Genomic DNA, 24,719 nt, shown 5'->3' on the forward strand with positions numbered 1-24,719 from the left:
TGAAACTAATGGAAAGACAAGCTGGAGTCCTTCTTCCTCTTTTTTCAGTTCCTGGAAACCAGGGAATAGGAGACCTCGGACAGAAAACTCAGATGATGATCGATGAACTGACAGATGCCGGATTCAAGATCTGGTCTATGCTTCCCATCAATCCTGTACACGAACACAATTCGCCGTACAGTGCTGTAACTGCCTATGCCGGGGATCCGATTTACATCAATATTGATCGCCTGGCGGAGATGGGACTTCTGACCCAGAGCAGCGTCATCAACTGCAACAAGTTTAAAAACGCTGTGGACTACGATACAGTCCGTCAGTTTAAAGAACCCTTTTTTCAGAGAGCCTTTAAGGCTTTCCGCAAAAACTATAAAAAATGGAAAGAAGAATTCGAACAGTTCAAGCGTGAAGCGTTCTGGCTGAACAACTGGACCGTTTATGAACTGTTCCGCAATCTGAACGACGGCAAAGGCTGGACCGAGTGGGAACTCGATTACCAGGTATGGCCGGAAAAGCAGGGCATCAACCTTCGTCCTTACGTCGAAGAAGTGTTCTATATTCAGTTTTTGCAGTTTATTTTTTATAAGCAGCTTGACGAAATTACCGCGTACGCGCGCAAGAAAGGCCTCCGGCTCATGCAGGATGTTCCGTTTTACGTGAACATGAACAGCATGGAAGTCTGGTCGCACAAGCGGGAATTCATGGTACAGCCTGACGGCAGACCCATTCAGCTGGCCGGCTGCCCGCCTGATCACTACCACGAACACGGTCAGGTGTGGGACAAGCCGATGTATAACTTTGACTACATCAAGGAAGAGCAGTACGTGAACTTCCGCAATCGATTCATCTGGACCGCCAGGAACTTCGACGCGATGCGGATCGTTCATTTCAAGGGCTTTGACTTTATCTGGAAAGTCCCAGAAGACCGCAACCCGGAACACGGCGCATGGTCCGCCGGACCAGGCCGTCCGCTGCTCGAAATGATCAAGAACGATCTTCCCAACGTGCTCTTTACTGCCGAAGATCAGGGTCTGATGCGTCCGACGCTCAAGGAAATGGAAAAGGAATTTTCCATTCCGGTCATGGATGTTCTGCAGTACCGTATGGAAACCAAACTGCTCAAAAAGGCAGCGGCCCCGCTTTCCGCGGTCTACACCTCGTTTTATGACACCCCGACCATTGAACAGGACTACGCTTCCTTTACCAATAACCGCAAGATCGCCCTTCGCCGCTTCTTTAAAAAGCGCGAATACGAGCACCGTTCGTTCCACGACCTCGTGTGCCACTTTGCGATCAACAGCGAAGCCGTTCTCGTTCTTCTTGCCATGCAGGATATTCTCGGCATCAAGGAACAGGGACGCATTAACGATCCGGAAAACGAAGACGTGCCCAACTGGACGTGGAAGCTGAAAGACTTCAAGACGTTCCCGGATGAGCTCCAGAAAGTAAAAGGCTGGCTCGAAGCCGCTGGACGCATTCCGGCAGAATCGGCCGAAGAAGCCTGATTTTCTAAACCGCAGAGCGGAACAAAACAGGAACACAAATCCGTCCCACCGGTTTTCACAGCGAACGATTCGCGCCGAAAACCGGTGTTTTTTCTATGTCGAAATGAAACAGAACAGGACTGGACAAAATAGAAGAGAATGGGACCAAACGGGGCTGAACTGGATCTGGACGGAATGGGGCAGAAGGGGACGGACATTTTCTCAGCGTCCGCGGCTGCCCGAAGAAGCAGAGCTTTTTGAGCAGACCGCACGAGTGCCTTTTCGCGGATCTTGCAAACAAAAAGAAAACCGCTTCCGGTCAGGGAAGCGGCAGAGCGGATTTTGAAAGGGACTCCGGCCATGTTACAGGATTACAGATTCAGCCGAGCCCGACGGGGGTCAGGCGGTTGTGGAGTCAGCGGAATCGTCGCGTTTGACGTAGGTCAGTAGAATATCATAGCCAAGAGTTTCAAGAATTTTGATGAACGTCTTGTTGATCAGGTTCTCGTTGTTTTTGATGATTCGGTTGGCGTAGGAAGGGGTGATTCCAATCGCCTGGGCCAGTTTGGCCTGCGTCATCTGAGCCTGTACAGCCTTCACTTTAATATCCAGCTCAAGGTTATTTTTCAGCATTCCATTCGTCTCCTTTCAATTGAGTTACAATGCAATCTTAGAGGGATTGGATTATTTTGTAAACAAAACCAAGAATCCCTTTTAAAAATGTTCGAAATAATCAAAAAAAAACAGCATCCAGTCCAACTTTTAAACCTGTTTCTGAAAGAATCAGTTGATTAAGATGAAAGAAAACACAAAATAAGATATAAATATTAACATTTGCATTTACAGTAGAAACTTTAAAAAATATACGATCCCAATGATAAAACCGTATAAAGATAGCAGTGTCATTACAGGAGTCATCAATTTTGCAAAGATAAAGATAATTTATTTAGATATAGTTTTCTCATGAACAATGGAGTAGATAAATCAACAAAATGCGATTGGAAACCAATCCTAAAAAGATAAACGTAAAGCCATGAAAAAGCGCATGAAACCTGCGAAATTCGCAGAAACACATGCGCTTTCATATTTTTCAGAAATTAAGAAAGATTGGGATATCCCCGTCAGGACAGGCCGCCTTTTCCTGAAAAACTGCAGTTTTCAAAAATCGGATGGTCTTCAAAGAGACAATATGCCTCTGTCAAGTCTTAAATCTGTGCCTAGATCGAAACGGTGGCGTTTACGGCAGCGAGCGCCGGCAGTTTTGGTGTCTGCAGGTGCACGCCAAGGGTATGAGCGAGGACTTCTTCCACGCGGGAAACCGGGATGATTTCCAGAGCGTTTTTGACTTCTTCGTCCACCTCAGCCAGGTCGCGTTCGTTGTCAGCCGGAATCAGCACTTTGCGAATGCCTGCACGCATGGCCCCGAACAGTTTTTCCTTCAGACCGCCGATCGGAAGCACTTCGCCGGAAAGCGAAAGTTCGCCCGTCATCGCGATGTGGGAATCGACCGGTTTGCCTAACGCCAGAGAAGCCAGAGCCGTCATGATCGTGATGCCGGCACTCGGTCCGTCTTTTGGCGTGGCGCCAGCCGGGAAGTGGATATGGATATCCTGTTTGGCAAATTCGAGCGTATCGAGCGGCAGATGGGATTTCAGTACGGAATAGGAAATCCGTGCCGATTCCTTCATGACATCGCCCAGCTGACCCGTCAGGATCATCTGGCCGCTGCCGGGCATCGAAGCCGCTTCAATGTAGAGCACTTTGCCGCCTACAGCCGTCCAGGCCAGACCCGTAACGACGCCGACTGGATTGCTTTCCTTCACTTTTTCGTGACGGACAGCGATCGGACCGAAAATGTCCGCCAGATCGTCTTTCGTTACGCGTACCGGTCCGGCGTTTTCCACCATATCGACCGCTTTGACCCGGCAGATTTTCGCCAGCTGCTTTTTCAGACCGCGGCATCCGGCTTCCATCGTGTAGGAATTGATGATTTCACGGATCGCATCGTCTTCAATCTGAAGCTGAGACGCGTCGATGCCGTGTTCTTCCATCACTTCGCCAAGCAGATGGTCTTTGGCAATCACGAATTTTTCCGAAGGCGTGTAGCTCGAAAGGGAAATGACTTCCATACGGTCGAGCAGCGGTCCGGGGATCGTGTCGAGCGAGTTGGCGGTGGCAATGAACATGACATCGCTCAGATCGTAAGGCAGATCCAGGTAGTGATCGGTAAAGGTGTCGTTCTGTTCCGGGTCGAGTACTTCCAGCATGGCTGCCGAAGGATCGCCCGCAAAGCCGCCGGCCATCATCTTGTCGAGCTCGTCGAGAATCATTACCGGGTTGGTGGCTTTGGCGTTTTTCATCGCCTTGAGCACGCGGCCGCTCATGGCGCCGACGTACGTACGTCGATGACCGCGGATTTCGGATTCGTCACGGATGCCGCCTAAGGACAGACGGGTGTACGGACGATGGAGCGCCTTGGCGATGGATTTTCCCAGAGACGTTTTGCCGGTTCCGGGAGGACCAACGAGCAGAATGGCGCTGCCGCGGTTGGTCTTGCGCAGTTTCATGACCGCAAGGTGCTCGATAATGCGCTGTTTGACTTTTTCCATGCCTGCATGACGCTCATCGAGAATTTCGCGGGCTTTCTGCAGATCGGGTTCGAAGATTTCTTCCTTTTTCCAGGGAAGAGAGAGTGCAAACTCGAGGTAGTTCTTGAGCAGTTCGGCTTCTGCGGACTGCGGGTTGGTGCTTTCCAGGCGCGCAGCATCTTCGAGAAGCGCCTTCTGGTTTTCCTCGGACATGCCGGAAGCGGCAATGCGGGATTTGTAGTCGGAATCTGGAGAGGTCTCGCCGGCTTCGTCGCTTTCATCGAGCTCGCTCTGGATGGCGTTCAGCTGACGGAGCAGAGCCTGACGGCGATAAAACTCGCTCGCTTCTCTGGACAGCTTCTCGTTCATTTCCATGTTGAGGGTAATTTCCTCTTTCTGGCGAAGGAGATAGTCGATGAAGCGAAGCGCGCGTTCCTTATCGGAATCCATGCAGATCAGCCCGTAGCATTCCGCCGTCGACATGTTGATGTACTGGGACAGGAAGGCGATCAGCTGGTTGAGAGAAGAGTATTCATTCACCCGGCGGGCCAGATGTCTTCCGCCCTGGAAGCCCGAGGAGACTTCCTTAACAAGTTCTTTGATATAGGAAACCATCTGTTTCCTGGATTTGTCGTCAAGATCATCGATGGCCGGAGCTTCGGTCCACTCGCAGAGGGGTCCGTCTGCGCTGCGCGAAACAATGCAGATACGCTTGAGCGCCTTGACCATCAGGACGTTTTCGTCTTCTTCCTTTTCGATCCCGGTCGCTTCGCAAAGCAGACCGTACGCGCGGAGATTGTCATTTCCCGGTCGAGCGAGATCGTCCTCACCGCTGAAAACTGCGAAGGGCTCCTGCAGGAGTCGTTCGATTTCGTTTTGCGGCAGATTTTTCAGCCGGAGGATTGTATCAGGCAGCATAAACGTGCCGGCAACTCGCAGAAAAGGTGATTCTGTTCTTTTGTCGTTCAATTTGTAAATCCTCACTTTCTAATGAGTAGACAGTATATATAACTGGTACGGAAAATGTAAATACTATCAAAAAACATACTAACAAAGTTATGTATACCATAGGAGCCGCCGTTCATGGTAAGATAGCCCACGAAAGGGGTGCACGATGCAGAAACTGATTATTTATAAAGATGATGAATGTTCGATGAAACGGGCATGCAAGGCGCTGGAGGGAAAATGGAAAATCCCTGTGATCTACGTTCTGTGTGTCAACGGAACCCTGCGCTACAGTCAGCTTCGCCAGGCGTTAGGCATAACCAACGTCATGCTTTCCAATACCCTGAAAGATCTGGAAGAGGAAGGCCTGATCGAACGCAATGCCTACAACGAAATCCCGCCCCGTGTTGATTATTCTCTGAGCGAACTTTCTCGCGAGCTCGTTCCCGTCCTTCTTTCTTTCTCCCACTGGGGACAGAAGCTGATGGAATGCGATCTGGATTCCGAGGACGAGTGCGATCTTCTCTAAAGCCTGCCCAGCCATTCCTTTTTGTTCAACTTGCCTGTATTCCAAAGGGGTCGAATACTCTGGACGTCTCGAACGGACGTCTTTTTTTCATGGAAAGATGAACGGAGCGGGCTGCTGAAATTTCAAAAAAGCGACCGGTCAGAGAGACAGAAATCTCAAAAAACAAAAAATTCAAAAAGCGAGAAATCCAGAACGGCAGAGGAAAAGGAAAAGGAAGGTACTCCCTTCAGACGGCTCATAGAAAAACCGTGAATCCAAAGGTCGATTCACGGCATGCGCGCATCCAGAGGGATGGACAGTCCGGGCCAGAATAGAGGATACGATGAGCACAAACCCTCTGCTGTACGAACCGGAACAATCTCAGACGCAGAAATCCTGATAGAAAGAGAAAAAATTAAGAAATCTGAAGAATCAGAAAAAGGGCACTCGCCAGAAGGTGCTTTGGAAGGTCCGTGACTGTTCGGATCTGCACGCGGGCAAGAATTCCAAAAAAATATATATAACGGATATAAAGCCTGTATACATCCGATCGGATTCTTTACTGAAATCATTTCTTTTGTTCACCGGAGTCTGGTGGGAAAACCCCGCGAGCCGCTGTCATATTGAAAAAAGTCCGGCATTCCGCCGGGGGGGAAAGAAAGAAGCCGATATAATCCAAGTATAAAGATCCCATAAAAGAACGGAATTATGGAAAAGCGTGACAGACACCGATGAACACCGCTTTTTCCAGATTTCGCCAGACCGGGATGAAAGGAGTTTCGTATGAACAAGTCTTCTTTTGGATGGTATCGCGTGCTCTATATTATTCTTTCCATTCTTTACATGTTTGCGGGCATGATGCTCATCACCTATCCGGGAATGTTTGCTGGATCCATGATTTACATGATCGGTTTCCTGGCCATCCTGTATGGATGCATTCTGATCGCTTCCTATTTCATGGCCGTCAATTTCAAGCTTCCCTTTACGCTCATTGCCGGCGGCGTTCTGATTCTGCTTGGCATTCTGATTTGCTGCAATCTGTTTGAAGCGTCGATCGCGTTAGGCGTTATCGCCGCCATCGGTTTCATGGTTGTCGGCGCCTTTAAGATTTATCAGGCCGTATTTGTTAAGAACATCGGCATTTCCAGCTGGTGGTCCATTCTGCTTCTCGGTATCTGCAACCTGATCATCGGTCTGATTCTGATTTTCAATTTGAACGATTCCGGAACTCTGATCACCGTTCTGATTGGTACCAACCTGTTAGTCAACGGCGTATCCGACCTGATGCTTGGCATCATGGCTTTCTAGTTCCGTTCGTTATACCCGTTTTACCCCTTTCTATATTTTCTCCTCTCCAGTAGTTTGAGGCGTTTCCTCCTTTCTCTTGGGCAGCCGGTATGTGCAGACCGGCTGCCTTTTTATAGTTCGGGCACCACAGCCCGCAGAAAAAATGGCCAATGCTAGTCTGAAGACAGAATCAGTTACAGGCTTCGGCAAGCCGGTATGTAAAGCCGGAAAAGCGGATCGAAGAGAATTTCTTCTTACTCAAGGTGTTTCAAAAAGAATTCCCGCCGCGATCTGTTCGAACGCCGAAGCAGAAAGGAAGCACGAATATGGAAGAAGCCATGATGGACCCTTCTCGAGTCATTTATCAGACAAATGCGGACAATACAGCCCGTTATGTCATTGGAGAAAAAGGGGACAACCCTCTGATTGTAATGAGCATCAACCCGTCGCACGGAACGCCAGAACGCACGACCCCGACACTTGGCACCATCCGTCACATCGCTCAGGCGTACGGCTATGACGGCTGGATTGTTCTCTGCCTGTATCCGCAGCGCGCAACGCATCTTGACGAACTGGACGAAGTTGCCAATCCGCAGTGGATCGCCGAAAACGATAAAGTTATCGCCGACATTTTCTCGCAGTATCCCAATCACAGGATCTGGGCAGCCTGGGGCACACACTACAAAATGAGAAGCTATTTCCCGGAATGCCTCTCCAACATTCTTAAGATCGCCGATCAGTACGGCATGAGCTGGATGCATTATGGAACGCTCGATGAAGACGGAACTCCGCGCTATTGCCTCTATCTGGAAAACGGAGAAGGCTGGGCGCCCTTTGATGCACAGGCGTTCCTGAACCGCACATTCTAAAATCAGGCTCTAAACGCCAGTACCAGATTCAGAAACCAAATTAAAAACACCAAATATTTCGCATGAAAAACGGATGCCGCACAAACGCAAAGCGGCATCCGTTTTCTGTTTCCGGCGCGCCTGAACCGATTCCGACCGTTCTGTCGAGGGATCGTCTTTGAACCGGGAATCTGTAAGCGCACCGTAAGACAGTGAGAATAGAATTCCAGAGCAGAGATCTTTATAATTTTTTCAGCGCATCCATTTTTTGTTGATGAATCCGCACGAAAGAGCAGACAGAAAATGTACAGACAGGAGAAAAAGACGCATGGCAGATCCAAGAAAAACGACCCGCAAGCCGGGAAAGAAAAAGAAAAAAAGCAAAATTCATAAAGGCCGTCTGGCGATTCTCATTGCTGCGTTTGCTCTGGTAATCGCCGCAGCTGGTGCCGGCGTATATGGGCTTGGACGTCTGATTTTTTCTTCTTTTCAGAGCGAAACACGAAGTACCGATGTCAACGGGGCCATTCTTCCTTTTGAAAACCATGCGCCGACCACAAAAAATTCTCTCGTGTTTACCGGCGTAGGGGACAATCTTCTGCACGATCGTCTGTACACCACATTTGAAGAAAAATACGGAAACCGCCAATTTCTGAAACAGTACGATGCGCTCGTTCCGTATCTGGAAAAAAGCAATCTCAACTACATCAATCTGGAGACGCTTCTGGCCGGCGACGCCTACGGGTTCAGCGGGTATCCAGCGTTTAACGGTCCAAGCGAATACTTTGACGCGCTGGCGAAAGCCGGTTTCAACTGGATTTCCGCTGCGTCCAACCACACCCTCGACATGGGCGATCAGGCGGTAAAGGATGAACTCGCCTACGCCAGAGAACATGTCCCCAATGTCAGCGTCACCGGCATTCACGATTCGCAGGAAAACGCGGACACCCCGGTTGTACGCGAAATTAACGGGATCAAAGTCGGTCTGGCTACATTTACCTTCGGTCAGAACGCCAACGCGTGGCCGGCAGACGGCTGGCTGATCGACGCCTATCGGAATCCGGATTATTCCATTAACTACGATCTGCTTGATGCGCGGCTGGACGCGCTCAACGCAGCCAGCGACGTTCAGATTATTTCCGTTCACTGGGGAACGGAATACGAAACCGTTCCGAATGAAGAACAGAAAACGCTGGCGGCTTACTTCCATTCCAAAGGTGTAGAAGCGGTCATCGGAACTCATCCCCATGTGATTCAGCCTGTGGAAATGATTCATGACGAAAATCAGGAAACCCTCGTCTACTATTCGCTGGGCAACCTGCTTTCCGGTCAGGATACCAATGACCGAATGGTCGGCGGCATGGCCAGTTTCCAGCTCAATTACGATCCAGAAACCCAGAAAGCTTCGTTTGAAGACGTTCGCTTTATTCCGACCGTTACCCTCATCAACGACGCTGCCGATGAATTTGGTGTTACCGTCTACGACGATTACACCGATGAGCAGGGTGCAACGCATTACATCACGACTCAGAAAGGTCTGGATATGTCCAAAGCCTGGATTACGGACTACGTTCACTCGGTAATGGGCGAATCGACTGAAGACTATACCATCTGCATCGATACGGATCCTGCATGGAGTTCCGAACAGAAAAGTTCCGGGCAATAAGCCCGGCTTTTCACTCTCTGCAGGCCAAACCTGCTGCTATTGATGAATCCATCAAAGGAAAATCCAAACCATTTAAAACGCACAACCCTTAGAAAGTGAGAAAGCCGCTATGCCCGAAACCCGACCAACTCCCGCTAAAAAGAACGCTTCTCCTTCTCCTGCAAAAGCTGCCGGAGCACCTAAAGCGAAAAAGACACAAAAGAAGAAAAAACTCAGAACGGATCGCATTCTGATTCTCGTACTGGCCGCCTGCGTGCTTGTCGGCCTTTGCGGCTGGGGAATTTATGCCCTGACCAGAACGTTCTCTGGACAGGACCAGGAAACCGAACAGCAGCTCCCTGCGGTTTCTGCGGAAGAAATTGAAGCGATTCAAAAGCCAGAAGCCATTTCTCAGGAAACGTTTGATGCGCTCAAAACGCAGGCGCTATCGGATCCTGAGTCCCTGCCTTCCCGCCATGCCGCAAATCTGCTGGGTCATATTGAGGAATACGACGAAGACATTCTCGCCTTCTATTTGCGCGATGATGACCGCTATGAATTCGTAAGCCAGTGGCCAGACCGGGAAAACCTGCAGACTCCTGTGGCATCCCTTGAAGAAAGCCTTGAGACGGTTCCCGCCCTTTTACAGTGGGATCTGCGCTGGGGCTATCAGCCGTATGGCGATTCCATGATTTATGCGGCCGGCTGCGCGCCGACGACGATGTCGATGGTCGCTTCCTATCTCAATCAGGACGAGACGCTGACCCCAAGAAAAATTGCGGACTGGGCGGATGCGAGCGGTCAGTATTCGCCCGGTCAGGGCACGCTGTACACGTTCTTTACCGATGCGGCTGCCGAGTATGGACTGAACGTAGAATCCATTCCGGTGGATTCGGCTTCCATTGAAGACGCAGCGGCGCAGGGAAAAATCATGATTTTCCATCTGCTTCCCGGAACGTTTACCACGTTTGGACATTTTGTGGTCGTACCGGGCGTCGAAAACGGACGGCTGAAAATCAACGATCCCAATTCCATCGAACGCTCTTCCCACCTCTGGGATTACAGCCAGGTACTTCCGGAAACGGCGGCAATCTGGGCGTATTCCAAAGCGGAGTAGACACAACGAAAGACAGAGCGGCAGCACAAAGATAAACGAAAACGGTCTCTGCAGAGCCCGGGCGAGTGATCGCCATGGCCTGCAGGGACCGTTTCTCTTTTTGAAATGCGGTGTGACGAAACGAAAAACTTTAAAGCGCTTTTCGTAAAAATGACTTCGGATGGAAATTAGAAAACAGGGAAGTCTGCCTAAAGAAGCATGACGAGCGTACCGACGGTCAGAAGAAGCAGACCGGCCAGCGCTTTTTTGGAAAGCCGCTCATGAAAGACAATCCACGAAAAGAGGACGGTAACGAGAATGGACAGCTTGTCGATTGGAATGACAACGCTGGCCTGTCCCTGCTGCAAAGCGGCGTAAAAGCACAGCCAGCTTGCGCCGGTGGCCACGCCGGAAAGGCAGATGAAAAACAGTTCCTTTCTGGAAATATGGCGCAGGGTGTTCTGCTTTTTCGTCACGAAGACCATGACCCATGCCATGATCAGAACGACAATCGTTCGAATGGCGGTACCAAGATTGGAATCTACGTTTTCAATGCCGACCTTGCCTAGAATCGATGTCAAAGAGGCGAAAACCGCCGAGGCGATCGCGTAAAGCAGCCAGCTTTTGGACGTACTGCTCTCTTTCTTGTTTGCGGTGTTTTTCTGCGGGGAAGCTCTGGCTTTTTTTCGACGCGCCAGATACTGGGCGAGCGGATCGAGATCGAGCATCATCCACGTTCCCGCCATAATCAGAACTGTACCGAGAATCTTATAGCCGGAAACCGTTTCGTGAAGGAGCAGAAACGAAAGAAGAATGGTCAGAACGACGCTCAGCTTATCGACTGCGGCAACCTGAGAAACCGGTCCGGTGGACAGCGCCTTAAAGTAGCAGAGCCAGCTGGCGCCGGTCGCCAGACCGGAAAGGACAAGAAACAGCAGGCTTTTCGGGCTGATCGAAGAAATCTGGCCGCCGACATGCGTGATCCAGACGATCAGCCAGGTAAACAGTAAAACAACAATGGTGCGTATGGCCGTAGCCGTAGTGGAGTCCGTCCGTCGAATGCCGAGCTTGGCCAGAATAGCCGTTACGCCCGCAAAGAAGGCGGAGCCAAACGCGTAAAGAACCCACATGATGATCACCTCGGCTCCATTTTAGGTCTGTTTCCTTTGCGGTGACGTCCGACAAACCGGAATCCGGCCAAACTCCTGGATTTTGACCGAGGAGCTCTGGCCGAATGAGAAGAAAGGATTATTCTGTTAATGAGGAGGTACGAAGCTGTCTAAAAAATAAAGCGTCTGGGACAAGCTTCCTGTACAATCATCTTCATAGCCAGAAGAAGGGAGAGTGCCGCAGAAACCTGTCGGCCTCAAGGGGAAAAGAGTATGAAGCAGACTCGAAAAGCAATTCAGGACGCGTATATCGCACTGTGTGAAAAGAAGCCTGCAGATAAGATCACGGTCAAGGAAATCGTGGAAATCTGCGGAATTAACCGGAACTCTTTTTATTACCATTTTGAAGATCTTCCCAGTCTGACCGTGTCTATCATGGAAGACCAGATCCGCCAGGCTATGTATGCGCCGGAGGTGGAAAGTCTTCAGGAAGGATTTCTGCGCTGCGCGCAGTGTTTTCAGGACAATATCGCCTTTTACCGGAATGTCTACTACTCCAAAAACCGTGAAGTGCTCGATTATCAGATCCGCTGTCTGATCGATGAAATGCTTGGACGGCTTCTGAACCACAGCCTGTTCGTGCATTACGATATCAGCGAGGAAGATCAGGAAATCATCACTTCCGTTTACCGTATGGAAATGCTGGGGCTGCTGTTTGGCTGGCTTCAGGAAGGCATGAAATACGATCTGCCCACCCGCTATCGCCGCGTATTTGAACTGCGCCGCGGGACCGCGGAAATGATGGCCCGGCGCGCCGACCGCTCCGGCCGCTGCGCGCACTGATCCACAAAAAAGAAATCGCGTCCTCCATAAGAAATCCAGGAGGCGGCAGCCAGTGACAGGCTGCCACCTCCTTTGTCATACTGGTGGGCAAAAAGCTGCAGATCTGCCCAGTCCGTTTTTCGGTGAAAGAAAAATTCAGAGCTTTTCGCCTGCTGCGCTTGCCTCTCCCGTCTGGGGAGGGATTACACTGAAGACGCTTACGCAAAGGAGCGATGCATGATCTCGATTGGAAAAATGCCACAGGCTTGTCCGATGAGCGTCAAAACGCTGCGCTGGTATGACCAGATTGGCCCGCTTCACCCGGAATATGTTGATGAGAAAACTGGGTTTCGCTACTGTGCGCCCGAACAGATTGAGCAGATTCTGCTCATACGGCGCTATAAGCGCTTCGGCTTTTCGCTGCAGGAAATCGGCGAACTTCTGCAGGCGTCTCAAACACAGATTCAAAAGGCGCCTGCCCATAAGCTTGAAGAGATGCAGATCCAGATCGAAAGCCAGCGCCAGAGACAGGAAGAAATTCGACAGATTCTTTCGGACAGGCCGGAAAGGATTTTTATGAACCGTACAACTGAACTGGTAAAAACCGAAAAGACACCGGTCTATGCACTCCATGCCGTTACGTCGATTGCTGAATACGGCGGACTGATGAGCCGCCTTTTTGAAGAAGCGGACAAAAAACAGCTCCGTCTGTGCGGCGCGCCGGGAACCCGGTATCTCGATCAGGACTTTAATCCGGAAAAAACGGAACTGGAAGTCTTCTTCCCCGTCTGCCCTGCCGGGCAGGCAAACGGGGAGATCGGCGGTGATTTGTGCGTTCGCGTTCTCCATACGGGAAACTACAGTACGCTCAGCGAATCGTATGGAGCGGCGCTGAAATGGATCGAAGAAAACGGCTATGCGATCGTCAATGCTCCCTATGAACTGTATTTGAGCGATCCTCGCACGGATCCAGATCCTGCAGACTGGAAAACCGAAATTTTTTCCGGTCACTCCAAAGTCGTAAGCGGACGCTCAACGGGATTTTGCCGGGCAACTCAGCCGGCTATGACAAAGTCGGAAAAGCAATCTTCCAGAAATCTATAGAATTACACGTCATAGAATGAAAAAAGAAGAGGTCTTTGCGAAATGCATCCAGAACGATCGGACCCATGTCCGATCGCATATCCGGCTTTCGCAAAGCCTCTTTTTGCGTTTAACAAATTTCTGTTTTCCAAAAGCAGCAAAGGATTTACTTCGCAGTTGACGGTTTTTCCTTTGAGGAGTCGATGTAAATCCAGGAAAAATGTTCGCCGCAGTTTCGACCGTCGCGCCGATAGGAAAAACATTCTGGGGACGTTTTCGTATCGGTCGAACTGAGGTGAATGTTCTCTGCGGGAATTCCGTATTTCTGAAGCATGTGGATCTGCAGCGCCTGATGATCGATCAGAAAACGGCCGTTTTCCTGCGGAAAGATGACATCGCTTAAATCGAGATCGTATTCTTTCGCCATTTTTTCAAACGCTTCGACGACATCTTCCTGCACTTCAAAGGAATCTTTCATCAGCGAAGGCGAAAAGCGAACCTGAAGCGTAGCGGGATGGAGCAGTCCATCCTTTTTTAACGCCTCGAGAAGGTGAATCAGAATCGCCTGAGCCGTTCCGCGCCAGCCGGAATGGACAGCTGCGACGAAGGGCACGGCGGGATCGTAAAGAAGAATGCCAAGGCAGTCGGCCGTAAAGACGCCGATGAGCACGTCTGGATCGGTCGTATACAGACCGTCGGTTTCCAGAATGGAACTTTCTGCTTCCAGCGCACCGCGGCCGCGATCCTGCGCAGAAACGCGAACAACTCGGCCTGTATGTTTCTGCCAGGCGAGCACCCAGTGATCAAGAGGAAGGGTATCCTGAGCGAGCAGCGCTCTCGCATTTAAAACGTCTTCGGGATTGTCGCAAATATGGAGGGCGAGACTGCCGCGCTCCGGGACTTCGGGCGTTTGGAGTGTATAACCGCCATGGATGGCGGAACATGAAAATGGTTCAAGATTCAGATGATTTCTGTTCATGAATTCAGTATATAGCGTCGGTAATCCGACAGGCATCTGAATAGGCAAAGGGTAACGGTACTGTCAGAATATTCATAGATAGCACTTGAGGCTTGCATCTGCCAAAACCTGTGTTATCATTATTAGCAGTTGAACAGATTGAGTGCCAAATATGAGATTGGAGTGGGAATCATGGATCTGACACAACGACAGAAAGCCATTCTCAAAGCGCTGGTCGAACAGTTCACGTACACCGCTGAACCGGTCGGTTCCAAGACTCTGATGTCTCTTCTCGATTTCTCGGTCTCCTCAGCTACGATTCGAAATGAACTCGCGCTGCTTGAAAAAGAGGGTCTTCTTGAGAAAACACATCTTTCAAGCGGCAGAATTCCGGCACCGAAAGGTTATCGCTATTATGTAGAAAACCTGATGGAAATTTCGCTCGATCCGCAGATGGAAGAAGCTTTACGAAAAGTCTTTTCGAAGCGGCAGGGGTCCCTCGAAGATGTAACGCGCATCAGCGCATCGATCCTCGCGGACATGACCCATCTGACGTCGATGGTCATCGAACCGGCTGCCCATGAGCAGACGCTCATCCAGCTGTCTCTGATCCCAATCAGCGAAAAACAGGCCGTAGCCGTGGTCATCACGAACACCGGCCATACTGAACATCGGATTTTTCATTTCGATGGCGACGTATCGCTTGAAGATCTCAAGCGGTGTACCGCGCTTCTCAATGAGAGGCTGACCGGTACGCCAATCAGTGAACTGACAAAACGCTTTGAATCGATTCGACCGGAGTTTTCCGCCATGGTCGGAAGAAGCGAAGTCCTCTTCGAGGCATTTGCTTCCGCCGTCATGGGATTTACCCATTCAAACTCCACCGTCTGCGGAAGAGCGAACATGCTCGCCCAGCCGGAATTCCAGAATATGCCAAAGCTCGAAGAGCTGATGCGGATTCTGGAAAATGAGCATCTGTTTCATGAATGGGCCGGCGATCCGGACAATGTGCAGACGGTCATCTCGCCAAGAAACAAGCTGATTCAGATTGGAGACTGTTCCATCGTCACGTCCGCCTTTGACGCGGGCAAGGACGAGCAGGGACAGCTGATGGTCATCGGCCCGAACCGAATGCCGTATTCAAAAGTAATCGCTCTGATGGACTGTCTGTCCGAATTCATTGAAAAACGATTCGGACCCGGACAAAAAGGAGGAGGACAGGATGAGTAAAAATCAGTCAAAGAAACCGCAGAACAAGCCGGTACAGCCTGAAGTCCAGGAAGAAAAAGACCTGGAACCGACTGAATCCGCCCAGCCCGATGTGGAAGCCGAAGCGGTTTCGGACGATCCGATCGATAGCCTGAACAAGGAAATCGATTCGCTTCAGCAGGAACTTGTCGACAGTAAAAACGCTCTGCTTCGTGCATACGCGGATACCGACAATACCCGCAAGCGTCTGCTTCGGGAAACCGAACAGGCAAAGAAATACCGATTCCAGTCGGCAGCTCTCGAGCTGCTCCCGATTCTCGATAACCTGAACCGGGCTCTGGACGTAGAACCTTCAAACCCCGAAATGGAAAACTTCCTCAAGGGATTTGACATGATCCGGACGCAGTTTATCAACGCCCTGACCAATGAAGGTGTTACGGAAATTAACGCCGAGAGCCAGCCCTTTGACCCGAACCTGATGCAGGCTCTGCAGACAGAGAAAAAAGAAGGCGTCGAACCGGGCCAGGTTATTGAAGTACTTCAGAAAGGCTACAAACTCAAGGACCGCCTGCTGCGGCCCGCGCTCGTTAAAGTGAGCGAATAAGGAGGAACATATATATGAGCAAGATTATTGGTATTGACCTTGGTACAACCAACAGCTGCGTAGCAGTCATGGAAGGCGGCGAGCCAAAAGTAATTCCAAACCCGGAAGGAAACCGCACAACTCCGTCTGTCGTTGCCTTTAAGGACGACGAACGTATCATCGGTGATTCCGCAAAACGTCAGGCGATCACCAACCCGAACGTTATCGCTTCGATTAAACGTAAAATGGGTACTTCCGAAAAAGTAAATATCGACGGCAAGGAATACACCCCTCAGGAAGTTTCCGCCATGATCCTGCAGTACCTGAAAACGTATGCAGAAGAATACCTTGGCGAACCGGTAAAACAGGCTGTCATTACCGTTCCGGCTTACTTTAACGACGCACAGCGTCAGGCAACCAAAGATGCCGGCACCATCGCCGGTCTGGAAGTTGAACGTATTATCAACGAACCGACCGCAGCAGCTCTTGCCTACGGTATCGACAAAGATAAAAAAGAACGCAACATCCTCGTATACGACCTCGGCGGCGGTACATTCGATGTCTCCATCCTGAACATCTTCGAAGGTGCATTCCAGGTTCTGGCTACCAACGGGGATACCCACCTGGGCGGCGATGACTTCGATAACGTAATCGCTGACTGGATGGTTGAACAGTTCAAGAAAGACAACGGCATTGACCTGCGTCAGGACAAACTGGCTATGCAGCGTATTAAAGATGCCGCAGAAAAAGCGAAGAAAGACCTGTCCTCCACAATGCAGGCAGCCATTTCTCTGCCGTTCCTGTCCGCTGGTCCTGCCGGCCCAATCCACTTTGACGCTACGCTGACCCGCGCAAAATTCAACGAAATGACTAAAGACCTCGTTGAACGCACAATCACCCCGATTAACAACGCGCTGAAAGACGCTGACCTGACTACATCCGAAATCGATGAAGTTCTGTTGATTGGCGGATCCACACGTATCCCGGCTGTTCAGGAAGCCGTTAAGAAAGCTACTGGCAAAGAACCGAACAAGTCCGTTAACCCGGATGAAGCCGTTGCCATCGGTGCCGCTATTCAGGGTTCCGTTATCGCCGGCGATCTGAAAGACGTTGTACTGCTCGACGTTACTCCGCTGACGCTGGGTATTGAAACGGCCGGCGGCGTTATGACTCCGCTGATCACCCGCAACACTACCATTCCTACACACAAATCCCAGATCTTCTCGACCGCTGCGGACAACCAGCCTGCTGTTGACATCAAAGTCCTCCAGGGTGAACGTCCAATGGCTGCCGACAACAAGGAACTCGGCAACTTCCAACTGAGCGGAATCGCTCCGGCTCGCCGCGGCGTACCTCAGATCGAAGTTTCCTTCGATATCGACTCCAACGGTATCGTTAACGTAACCGCAAAGGATAAAGCGTCCGGCAAGGAACAGAAGATCGTCATCCAGAACTCCAATGGTCTGAGTGAAGAAGAAATCGACCGCATGGTTAAGGATGCGGAAGCCAACAAGGCAGCCGACGAAAAGCGTAAAGCGGAAGTCGAAACCCGTAACAAAGCCGACGGCTTCATTGCCCAGATCGACGCCATGCTCGAAGACGACAAGGATAAGATCCCGGAAAAAGAAGCCGGCGAACTGAAGAACCTGCGCGACGACCTGCAGAAAGCCCTCGACGAAAACGACATGACCAAAGTCGAAACTCTGCTCAGTCAGCTCGAAAAGGCAGCTCAGGCAGCCAGCCAGGCGATGTATCAGCAGCAGGCCAGCGCTTCCCAGAACACCCAGTCTTCTGACGGAAACACCGGCAGCTCCGATGATGATGTCGTAGACGCTGAGTTTACGGAAAAGAAATAAGCTGTTAAGCTTCGTTAGTATTCAAAGACTGCAGGATTTTCCTGCAGCCTTTTTTCAAGAGAAAGAGAGACAGTCTTTCAAGTCGAAAAACAGCGCGCACACGCTGGCTGTCGCTTTTTCTTACAAATGCAGAGGATTTGAAAGCGAATCGTCTGCGGCAGGCACAATGAATCGCGGACGATGCACACGCCCGTTAAAATCAGACTGCAAACCAGAACGAAACCAAAATCGCAGACCGAAGGGAAGAACACGCCGTATTCTGGCTGCGACAGAAAGAGGGGAAGTATATGGCAGGTGAAAAAAAGGACCTGTATGACATTCTTGAAGTTTCCCGCACCGCCACGCAGGAAGAAATCAAGAAAAGCTACCGTCGTCTAGCCAAGAAATACCATCCGGATATTTATAAAGGAGACGACGCCGAAGAACGCTTCAAGGAAATCAACGCGGCTTATGAAGTGCTCAGCGATGAACAGAAACGAGCAGCATACGACCGCTACGGAACGACCGACGGAAATCCGTTTGACAGCTTCAGCTCCTTTGCGGGAGCCGGCGGCGATCCGATTTCCGAAATGCTTCGTCAGATGTTCGGCGGCGGAGCCGCCTCTGGATATAGCGGCTACAGCAGCGGAAGCCGCGCAAAACCGCGCCCGCAGAAAGGCGAAGACTTCGTCCGCAACATCGACATCAGCTTCATGGACGCCATCCATGGCGCGACGATCGAAGTGCCGATTGAATACGAAGCGCCATGCGAACACTGCCATGGAACCGGTGCGGAAAACGGCAAGATGAAAACGTGCCCGGGCTGCAACGGGACAGGCCGGCGCGTGGAAGTGGTCGACACATTCTTTGGACGCATGCAGCAGGAAACCGGATGCAGCACCTGCCAGGGCACTGGACAGATTCCAGAAGAAAACTGTCATGAATGCCACGGCAACGGCTACGAATACCGCAAGATTCGTCTGAACGTCAAGATTCCAAAAGGCATCAAGACCGGAACGCAGGTCCGCATCCCCGAAAAAGGCGGACGCGGCTATAATGGCGGCCCCAACGGCGACCTGTATCTGAACGTCAGCGTTCTGCCTGATCCGACGTTCAAGCGCGTCGGCGATGATATTTACACCGCCATTAAAATCGATGCACTTGACGCCATTCTCGGCTGCACCCGCAAGGTTCCGACCGTCAACGGCGAGGAAGATCTCACCATTCAGGCCGGGACGCAGCCCGATCAGCGCTACCGCATGAAAGGCAAGGGCGTGGAAACTGACCGGCACACCGGCGACCAGCTCGTTACCGTTCAGATCGAAATCCCGCGCCGTCTCAGCGAGCACGACCGTCAGCTCTACGAGGAAATCCGCGGTTCCAAATCCGAACCGAAACCCTTTGAGAAGATCAAGGATTTCTTCAGCGGAAAGAATCAGGATTAATTCAAAGCTCTGCACATTCGCGCAAATCGAAACGGTCGCAGACCATAATTTCCCTTTGAAAAAAGGAACGCCAGCCGTCCCTGCCTGCCTCGTGCCGGTGCGGACGGCTTTTGGCTTTGGCGTTTCAGGCTACAGAAAAAAAGAATCTGGCGTGCGGGGAATCATGGTCAAATGAGAGTGCCTTTTGCGCGAAATAATCAAAAATAAAAGAGGACAGAAACATCAATGCAAAGTGTCCAGAAAAGCCGATGGCTTTTGGAAAGGACGGACTATGGCGGATAATAAAAGACTGTATGACATTCTGGGTGTCTCCCCGGATGCCTCAGATAAGGAAATTAAAAAGGCCTATCGCAAACTGGCGATGAAATACCATCCGGACGTCAATAAGGATCCGGATGCCGAAGAGCGATTCAAGGAAATTAACCTGGCGCATGAGACGCTTTCCAAACCGGAACGGCGTGCGCTTTATGATAAATACGGCGAAGCGGCCCTCGATCCAAACTTCAATGAGGACGTTTACAACGCCTACGCCGGCAACGGCTTTGGACCAGGCGGCGGAGGAGGCTTCAGTTTTGAAGATCTCTTCCGGCAGGCCGGCGGTTCTTCTTCCGGCGGATTTGGCGGCAGTCAGGGCGGCTACAGCTCCTTTGGCGGCGATTTCTCCGATCTGTTTGGCGGCGCGTTTGGCGGATTTGGCGGCGGCGGCCGGCAAAGAGAATATCCGGCAAAAGGCGAAGACCGTCATGGATCGATTACGGTCGATTTCATGGATTCGATTCGCGGTACCCCTTCAAGCATTACGTTCAATGTGACCGAGCCGGATGTATCGGGCAATTATACGACCCATCCGATTACGCTCGATGTTAAGATTCCTGCTGGCATTCGAGACGGCCAGAAGATTCGTATTCCGGGCAAAGGCGAACCGGGCATTTACGGCGGTGCGCCAGGCGATCTCTATCTGGAAGTCAAAGTTCGTCCGGACAAAACGTTCAGCCGGAACGGCAACGATATCGAAGTCGAAGTGGCTGTCGATGCCATCGCGGCTGCGCTCGGTACGCAGGTCGATGTACCGACCCTTGACGGCTCGGTAACGATGAAAGTGCCTGCCGGCATTCAGTCGGGTCAGAAGCTTCGTCTGCGCGGCAAAGGCGTCAAGACAGGATCGGGTACGGGTGATGAACACGTCAAAATCAAAATCACCGTTCCAAAAGATCTCACCGATGCCGAACGCGAACTGCTCGAAAAATTCCAGCAGCTGCGCGGCTAAACGAAATTCGGGCTTTATCCCTTTTCGATTTCTATTGCATTTTCCTTCATTTCTTCAGTTTTCTCTGCAAAAAAGGCGTCCAGTTCGGGCGTCTTTTTTAACAGGTCAATTCGGCATCCTCTTTCGGGGCTCTTCTGAAAACCGTTCGGGGCCTCCCGTTTTTTGCCTGTCCGAAAAAAATCCGGCACAGGGGCAAATGCAAAAGAAGCGCAGAGAAATCCAATCAGCGAAAAGAATGCAGCGGGAAAGAAGATGTCTGATATGGTGAAGATACAGCCGGCGCACAAAAGGAGAAGAAGACCATGGCCAATGAAAACGAACTGATTCTTGTCGATATTTTCGATCAGCCGATCGGAACGGGCGAAAAGGAAGCTGTCCACCAGAAAGGACTGCTGCACCGGGCCTTTTCGGTTTTCGTCTGTCATGACGGAAAAATGTTAGTGCATCGAAGAAATCCGAACAAATACCATTCCGGAGGCCTGTGGACCAACGCCTGCTGCTCCCATCCGCGTGCCGGAAAAACACTGGAACAGTCCGTGGAAGAGCGCCTTCAGGAAGAACTCGGCGTTTCCTTTCCGGTAGAAGAACTGTTTCATTTTGTGTATCGCAGCGTGTTTGAAAACGGACGGATCGAATATGAATTCGATCATGTATTTATCGCGGACTATGCCGGAGACTTCGCTCCCGATCCAGAGGAAATTGCCGAGTTGAAGTGGATCGATTTTGAAGAACTGAAAGAAGACCTGACGCACCATCCCGAACGCTATTCGGTCTGGTTTCAGATTGCGGCGCCACGGGTTCTGGAAATGCAGAAAAATCCAGAAGGAGCCAAAGAAGAAACCGGCCATCCAGGGTGCAAAAAGGAAACGGCTGAAAAATGACTTTGTCGGCTAAAAAAGAAGCCAAAGAATGCAGGAACGCTATAATAACCAAAACGAGGTAAAAGAATGAAAGAAAATAAGGAACCGGCACAGACACCTGTCGAAAAAGAGCCGGAAAACGAAGCAACAGAAACCGTTGAAGTTACGATTGTAGAAGACCCGCAGACCGGAACGATCGAAGGGGAAAGCGTCGATCATTCGCAGACACTGGCGGAAATCGATCAGCTCGATCAGGCGATTGCCAAGGACATGAAGCTGTATAAAGCCTCCCTCTGGGCGGTCGGCATTCTCGTCGGCCTGTATCTGCTTTGCCTGTTCGTATTCAAGACCGGCGTACTCATCGTCTGCATTCTCATGATTATCGCGGCGGTCATGAATACCCGCTATTCCCGACGCGTACAGAAAGCCGCTGCCAAACGCGCCAAACTCAAAAAGTCTCTGGAAAATCCGCAGCCTGCACAGAGCACAGCCGATGGAAACGGACTGGAAATCGGTACGGACCGCAGCGATGAAGCCATCGTGACTGATGTAAAATCGCTGAACGAACTGCCAAAGGAATACACCGTTCTCGACCACGTGAAACTCGGGGATACGGATGTGGAAAACATTGTCGTTTCGCCATATGGCATCGCCGTCGTCGGTGAAGAAAGCGTTCGCCCGCAAATTGAAGCCATTCTGGCCGAAGCCAATGCGGACAGCCCGATTTTCTTCTATTCCGCCGATCTTCCCGTAAACGATCTGGCTGGAAAGATCCAGATGGAAAAAATCGTCGTATTAAGCGAGCAGCAGATCATGTCGGTTCTTCAGAAACTGCTTGGCCTGCGCTAGAGCGAAAAACAAAAAACTAAAAACACACGATAAAAACACGAAAGCGGCTTTGTCCAGATTCTCCCAAACCGATCAGGGGGACAGACAAAGCCGCTTTTTTGAATAGACGAAAAGTACGGAAAAGACGACACGAAAAAAAGCCGCAGCCCCGAGCAGATGCGGCTTGTAAATCTGGAAAACAGGAATGTTTCTGCGATTCAGACGCCTGCAGCGTTTGACTTAGAATCTGCGCTGCCGTTTTTACGGGCAGCTTTATACGCTGGATAGAGGGCACTGCCGCAAAGCAGAGCGGCGACAAGCAGAAGCAGAATACGGAACGCGTTGTCCCATCCAAAGATGGCCGACCAGCCATAGGCGAAAAACAGGAAGACGAGAACGGCGGCGCAAAGTCCGATCCACAGCATCGTCTTTTTTGCCTGAAGCTGGATGTAAAACGCCCAGGCCAGCCAGGCATACAGAACGATCATGCAGAGCGCTTCGCCAAGATGGAGCCATACAGCCGAAACGTTTACGGCATCAATGACCGACTGGGCGCTCATCAGCGCGTTGAGCGAATCGAAGCCGCTGAAAATAGCGCCTTCCATCACGCCGTACGTCAGTCCAAACAACAGCGCGAAGCTTTGCGGTCCGCCCTTTTTCAGAAGGTGACGATCGTACAGAAGGAACACCGCGCAAAGGTAGACCGCCTGCAAAACGGTATAGAGCATGGCGACCGCAGCCGGCGATTTCGTCAGCTCGATAAACCAGCTTTGCGAAGCGAAGAGCATCGGCATGATCAGCCGAAACAGAATCAGGTAGAGCACCTGGTATAAGGCGCCATACACCATTGGACGCCATGCGGTTTCGTGGGTGTAGCCGTAGACGCAAAGCACGATTAACGGGATGAGCAGAAGAACCAGGCAGGAAACGAGTAAAGTGAATGCAGTCATGGAAATCCCCAATCTTCGGCCGGATCTTTCTTGTCCAGTTTTTGAAAACTGTCTCGCGGCCGCAGTATTCTGCCCGTAGTATACCTGCGGGAAAAAGCGCAAAAAGACAAAGCTGACCGAAAGAAGCGCCTCTGTCCGGCAGATCCTTTTGGAAAAATCGAAATCGGATACAATGGACAGAGCCGCTTTTTAAACAGCCGGTCGAAAGGGGATTGTATCATGAGCGAAGAGGCAAAAGGGAAAACGGAATCGAATGCGCGCGGCCGTCTGTGGGCCGGTGCGCTGCTTTGCTGCGGACTGTGGGGTCTTGCCCCGGCCCTCATTAAAATGGGCTATCAGACGCTGCATATTGAAACGACAGGAACCATCGTTCTGTTTGCGGGTGCCCGCTTTTTTCTGGCGGGGCTGCTCGTCCTCGCGTTTTATTCGATGCAAAATCGCTCCCTGCCAAAACTTCGAAAAGAAGCCCTCGGACCGATTTGTGTTCTCGCTCTGTTTCAGACGTTTGGCCAGTACTTCTTTTATTACATGGGAGCCGCTCACGCGTCCGGCATGATGGTTTCGGTTCTTTCCGGCATGAGCGCTCTGCTGGCGCTGTTGTTTTCCGCCCTCGTCTTTCGTCTGGAAAAGATGACCTGGATGAAAGCGGCGGGATGCATTGTCGGCTTTCTGGGCATTCTGCTCATGAACCTTTCACCTTCCGGCTTTCAGTTTTCCCTGCAGGGCGAAGGCATGATTTTTCTTTCGCAGGTTTCAAGTGCCCTCTCGGCGGTCTTCATTCAAATCTTCTCCCGGAAAAATTCGCCCGTTGTGCTTTCGGGCTGTCAGTTCGTTCTGGGCGGTTCGGCTCTGATGGCACTGGGCCTTTGTCTGCCGGATCATGGCGTGAGCTGGAATGCGCAGGGCCTGCTCATTCTTCTGATTCTGGCGCTCGTCTCCGCTGGCGCCTACAGTCTGTGGGGCGTCCTGCTCTCACGCTATCTGGTCTCTTCGGTCAGCGTATTTGGCTGCACGATCGGTCTGTTTGGCGTGCTGTTTTCGGCGCTGATTTTAAAAGAGAGTCTCAGCGCAAGGCTGATTCTGGCCGCTCTGGTCACCAGCTTTGGCATTTACATGGTCAATGCCCGTCTGCCGCAGAAGAAGAAGCGATAATAAAATCGATACGAGAAGCGACGCGAGAAGCAATACAAGAAGCAATACAGGAAGCACAACGAGAATCGAAACGTGAAGCCATGCGAAAAACTGCGTACGAAAAAGCGGCAGGTGCCTGTTTTCTGGAGAGTCTCACAAACCGATTTTTCTGCGCCCGGCTTTTAGGAATGTTTTTGGGAATATAAGAAAAGCGCAAAGATACCATAAAGATAAAAGATAC

Annotated in this window: 21 protein-coding genes; 16 read left to right on the plus strand and 5 right to left on the minus strand. The window is 51.0% G+C overall.

Annotated features, from left to right (window positions below; genetic code table 11):
- Positions 1–8 precede the first annotated feature (8 nt).
- Positions 9–1,502, plus strand: coding sequence for a 4-alpha-glucanotransferase (gene malQ / locus Afil_RS00130; RefSeq protein ID WP_230266496.1), 1,494 nt, complete (start codon positions 9–11; stop codon positions 1,500–1,502).
- A gap of 378 nt (positions 1,503–1,880) precedes the next feature.
- On the opposite strand, the gene Afil_RS00135 is transcribed toward malQ, so the two are convergent.
- The gene (locus Afil_RS00135) at positions 1,881–2,114 is read right to left on the minus strand and encodes a helix-turn-helix domain-containing protein (protein WP_230266497.1); all 234 of its coding nucleotides are present in this window, start codon (positions 2,112–2,114) and stop codon (positions 1,881–1,883) included.
- 584 nt (positions 2,115–2,698) lie between these two features.
- Positions 2,699–4,987, minus strand: a complete 2,289-nt coding sequence (gene lon / locus Afil_RS00140) for an endopeptidase La (RefSeq protein ID WP_304504419.1) — start codon at positions 4,985–4,987, stop codon at positions 2,699–2,701.
- Positions 4,988–5,183: 196 nt separating this feature from the next.
- Between lon and Afil_RS00145 the strand changes: the two genes are divergently transcribed.
- The 5 genes from Afil_RS00145 to Afil_RS00165 all read left to right on the plus strand — a co-directional run bounded on the left by Afil_RS00145 (position 5,184) and on the right by Afil_RS00165 (position 10,419).
- Positions 5,184–5,543, plus strand: a complete 360-nt coding sequence (locus Afil_RS00145; RefSeq protein ID WP_230266499.1) for a winged helix-turn-helix transcriptional regulator — start codon at positions 5,184–5,186, stop codon at positions 5,541–5,543.
- A gap of 762 nt (positions 5,544–6,305) precedes the next feature.
- Complete coding sequence (locus Afil_RS00150) at positions 6,306–6,830, plus strand: HdeD family acid-resistance protein (RefSeq protein WP_230266500.1); 525 nt, start codon at positions 6,306–6,308, stop codon at positions 6,828–6,830.
- Between the two features lie 305 nt (positions 6,831–7,135).
- Positions 7,136–7,678, plus strand: a complete 543-nt coding sequence (locus Afil_RS00155; RefSeq protein ID WP_230266501.1) for a DUF1643 domain-containing protein — start codon at positions 7,136–7,138, stop codon at positions 7,676–7,678.
- Between the two features lie 307 nt (positions 7,679–7,985).
- On the plus strand, positions 7,986–9,323 hold the full coding sequence (locus Afil_RS00160) for a CapA family protein (RefSeq protein ID WP_230266502.1): 1,338 nt from the start codon (positions 7,986–7,988) through the stop codon (positions 9,321–9,323).
- A gap of 109 nt (positions 9,324–9,432) precedes the next feature.
- Entirely contained in the window at positions 9,433–10,419 is a 987-nt protein-coding gene (locus tag Afil_RS00165; RefSeq protein WP_230266503.1) for a C39 family peptidase, read from the plus strand.
- A gap of 188 nt (positions 10,420–10,607) precedes the next feature.
- Here Afil_RS00165 and Afil_RS00170 read toward each other — a convergent pair whose 3' ends face one another.
- Positions 10,608–11,528: an EamA family transporter gene (locus Afil_RS00170; protein WP_230266617.1), complete on the minus strand. Its 921-nt coding sequence runs from the start codon at positions 11,526–11,528 to the stop codon at positions 10,608–10,610.
- Positions 11,529–11,780: 252 nt separating this feature from the next.
- Here Afil_RS00170 and Afil_RS00175 point away from each other — a divergent pair, with 252 nt between their 5' ends.
- Together Afil_RS00175 and Afil_RS00180 are read left to right on the plus strand one after the other, a co-directional pair.
- The gene (locus Afil_RS00175; protein ID WP_230266504.1) at positions 11,781–12,350 is read left to right on the plus strand and encodes a TetR/AcrR family transcriptional regulator; all 570 of its coding nucleotides are present in this window, start codon (positions 11,781–11,783) and stop codon (positions 12,348–12,350) included.
- A 216-nt stretch (positions 12,351–12,566) separates the two neighbouring features.
- Entirely contained in the window at positions 12,567–13,433 is an 867-nt protein-coding gene (locus Afil_RS00180) for a MerR family transcriptional regulator (protein WP_230266505.1), read from the plus strand.
- Positions 13,434–13,578: 145 nt separating this feature from the next.
- On the opposite strand, the gene Afil_RS00185 is transcribed toward Afil_RS00180, so the two are convergent.
- A complete protein-coding gene (locus Afil_RS00185; protein WP_230266506.1) occupies positions 13,579–14,391 on the minus strand; it encodes a purine nucleoside phosphorylase YfiH/LACC1 family protein in 813 nt (270 codons plus the stop codon).
- A gap of 171 nt (positions 14,392–14,562) precedes the next feature.
- On the opposite strand from Afil_RS00185, the gene hrcA reads away from it, so the two are divergent.
- From hrcA to Afil_RS00220, 7 genes are all read left to right on the plus strand, one after another.
- A complete protein-coding gene (gene hrcA, locus Afil_RS00190) occupies positions 14,563–15,600 on the plus strand; it encodes a heat-inducible transcriptional repressor HrcA (protein WP_230266507.1) in 1,038 nt (345 codons plus the stop codon).
- Complete coding sequence (gene grpE, locus Afil_RS00195; protein WP_230266508.1) at positions 15,593–16,183, plus strand: nucleotide exchange factor GrpE; 591 nt, start codon at positions 15,593–15,595, stop codon at positions 16,181–16,183. Before hrcA ends, grpE begins: the two co-directional genes overlap by 8 nt.
- 14 nt (positions 16,184–16,197) lie before the next feature.
- Positions 16,198–18,018 (plus strand): molecular chaperone DnaK, encoded by a 1,821-nt coding sequence (dnaK, locus tag Afil_RS00200; RefSeq protein WP_230266509.1) that lies wholly within the window; start codon positions 16,198–16,200, stop codon positions 18,016–18,018.
- 287 nt (positions 18,019–18,305) lie between these two features.
- Positions 18,306–19,442, plus strand: a complete 1,137-nt coding sequence (dnaJ, locus tag Afil_RS00205; protein WP_230266510.1) for a molecular chaperone DnaJ — start codon at positions 18,306–18,308, stop codon at positions 19,440–19,442.
- 271 nt (positions 19,443–19,713) lie between these two features.
- Positions 19,714–20,709 (plus strand): DnaJ C-terminal domain-containing protein, encoded by a 996-nt coding sequence (locus Afil_RS00210; protein WP_230266511.1) that lies wholly within the window; start codon positions 19,714–19,716, stop codon positions 20,707–20,709.
- 302 nt (positions 20,710–21,011) lie between these two features.
- A complete protein-coding gene (gene idi, locus Afil_RS00215; protein ID WP_230266512.1) occupies positions 21,012–21,590 on the plus strand; it encodes an isopentenyl-diphosphate Delta-isomerase in 579 nt (192 codons plus the stop codon).
- Between the two features lie 66 nt (positions 21,591–21,656).
- Complete coding sequence (locus Afil_RS00220; protein ID WP_230266513.1) at positions 21,657–22,418, plus strand: hypothetical protein; 762 nt, start codon at positions 21,657–21,659, stop codon at positions 22,416–22,418.
- Positions 22,419–22,615: 197 nt separating this feature from the next.
- Here Afil_RS00220 and Afil_RS00225 read toward each other — a convergent pair whose 3' ends face one another.
- On the minus strand, positions 22,616–23,347 hold the full coding sequence (locus Afil_RS00225; RefSeq protein ID WP_230266514.1) for a hypothetical protein: 732 nt from the start codon (positions 23,345–23,347) through the stop codon (positions 22,616–22,618).
- Positions 23,348–23,566: 219 nt separating this feature from the next.
- Here Afil_RS00225 and Afil_RS00230 point away from each other — a divergent pair, with 219 nt between their 5' ends.
- Positions 23,567–24,499, plus strand: a complete 933-nt coding sequence (locus Afil_RS00230; protein WP_230266515.1) for a DMT family transporter — start codon at positions 23,567–23,569, stop codon at positions 24,497–24,499.
- Positions 24,500–24,719 lie beyond the last annotated feature (220 nt).

This window comes from Allobaculum fili, from assembly GCF_020969955.1.
Classification (GTDB): Bacteria; Bacillota_I; Bacilli_A; order Erysipelotrichales; family Erysipelotrichaceae; genus Allobaculum; species Allobaculum fili.

What these genes read in the sequence shown, in the direction of transcription:
- malQ (WP_230266496.1), top strand. Translation starts at nt 9, where the DNA reads ATGGAAAGACAAGCTGGAGTCCTTCTTCCTCTTTTTTCAGTTCCTGGA.
- Afil_RS00135 (WP_230266497.1), bottom strand. Translation starts at nt 2,114, where the DNA reads ATGCTGAAAAATAACCTTGAGCTGGATATTAAAGTGAAGGCTGTACAG.
- lon (WP_304504419.1), bottom strand. Translation starts at nt 4,987, where the DNA reads ATGCTGCCTGATACAATCCTCCGGCTGAAAAATCTGCCGCAAAACGAA.
- Afil_RS00145 (WP_230266499.1), top strand. Translation starts at nt 5,184, where the DNA reads ATGCAGAAACTGATTATTTATAAAGATGATGAATGTTCGATGAAACGG.
- Afil_RS00150 (WP_230266500.1), top strand. Translation starts at nt 6,306, where the DNA reads ATGAACAAGTCTTCTTTTGGATGGTATCGCGTGCTCTATATTATTCTT.
- Afil_RS00155 (WP_230266501.1), top strand. Translation starts at nt 7,136, where the DNA reads ATGGAAGAAGCCATGATGGACCCTTCTCGAGTCATTTATCAGACAAAT.
- Afil_RS00160 (WP_230266502.1), top strand. Translation starts at nt 7,986, where the DNA reads ATGGCAGATCCAAGAAAAACGACCCGCAAGCCGGGAAAGAAAAAGAAA.
- Afil_RS00165 (WP_230266503.1), top strand. Translation starts at nt 9,433, where the DNA reads ATGCCCGAAACCCGACCAACTCCCGCTAAAAAGAACGCTTCTCCTTCT.
- Afil_RS00170 (WP_230266617.1), bottom strand. Translation starts at nt 11,528, where the DNA reads ATGTGGGTTCTTTACGCGTTTGGCTCCGCCTTCTTTGCGGGCGTAACG.
- Afil_RS00175 (WP_230266504.1), top strand. Translation starts at nt 11,781, where the DNA reads ATGAAGCAGACTCGAAAAGCAATTCAGGACGCGTATATCGCACTGTGT.
- Afil_RS00180 (WP_230266505.1), top strand. Translation starts at nt 12,567, where the DNA reads ATGATCTCGATTGGAAAAATGCCACAGGCTTGTCCGATGAGCGTCAAA.
- Afil_RS00185 (WP_230266506.1), bottom strand. Translation starts at nt 14,391, where the DNA reads ATGAACAGAAATCATCTGAATCTTGAACCATTTTCATGTTCCGCCATC.
- hrcA (WP_230266507.1), top strand. Translation starts at nt 14,563, where the DNA reads ATGGATCTGACACAACGACAGAAAGCCATTCTCAAAGCGCTGGTCGAA.
- grpE (WP_230266508.1), top strand. Translation starts at nt 15,593, where the DNA reads ATGAGTAAAAATCAGTCAAAGAAACCGCAGAACAAGCCGGTACAGCCT.
- dnaK (WP_230266509.1), top strand. Translation starts at nt 16,198, where the DNA reads ATGAGCAAGATTATTGGTATTGACCTTGGTACAACCAACAGCTGCGTA.
- dnaJ (WP_230266510.1), top strand. Translation starts at nt 18,306, where the DNA reads ATGGCAGGTGAAAAAAAGGACCTGTATGACATTCTTGAAGTTTCCCGC.
- Afil_RS00210 (WP_230266511.1), top strand. Translation starts at nt 19,714, where the DNA reads ATGGCGGATAATAAAAGACTGTATGACATTCTGGGTGTCTCCCCGGAT.
- idi (WP_230266512.1), top strand. Translation starts at nt 21,012, where the DNA reads ATGGCCAATGAAAACGAACTGATTCTTGTCGATATTTTCGATCAGCCG.
- Afil_RS00220 (WP_230266513.1), top strand. Translation starts at nt 21,657, where the DNA reads ATGAAAGAAAATAAGGAACCGGCACAGACACCTGTCGAAAAAGAGCCG.
- Afil_RS00225 (WP_230266514.1), bottom strand. Translation starts at nt 23,347, where the DNA reads ATGACTGCATTCACTTTACTCGTTTCCTGCCTGGTTCTTCTGCTCATC.
- Afil_RS00230 (WP_230266515.1), top strand. Translation starts at nt 23,567, where the DNA reads ATGAGCGAAGAGGCAAAAGGGAAAACGGAATCGAATGCGCGCGGCCGT.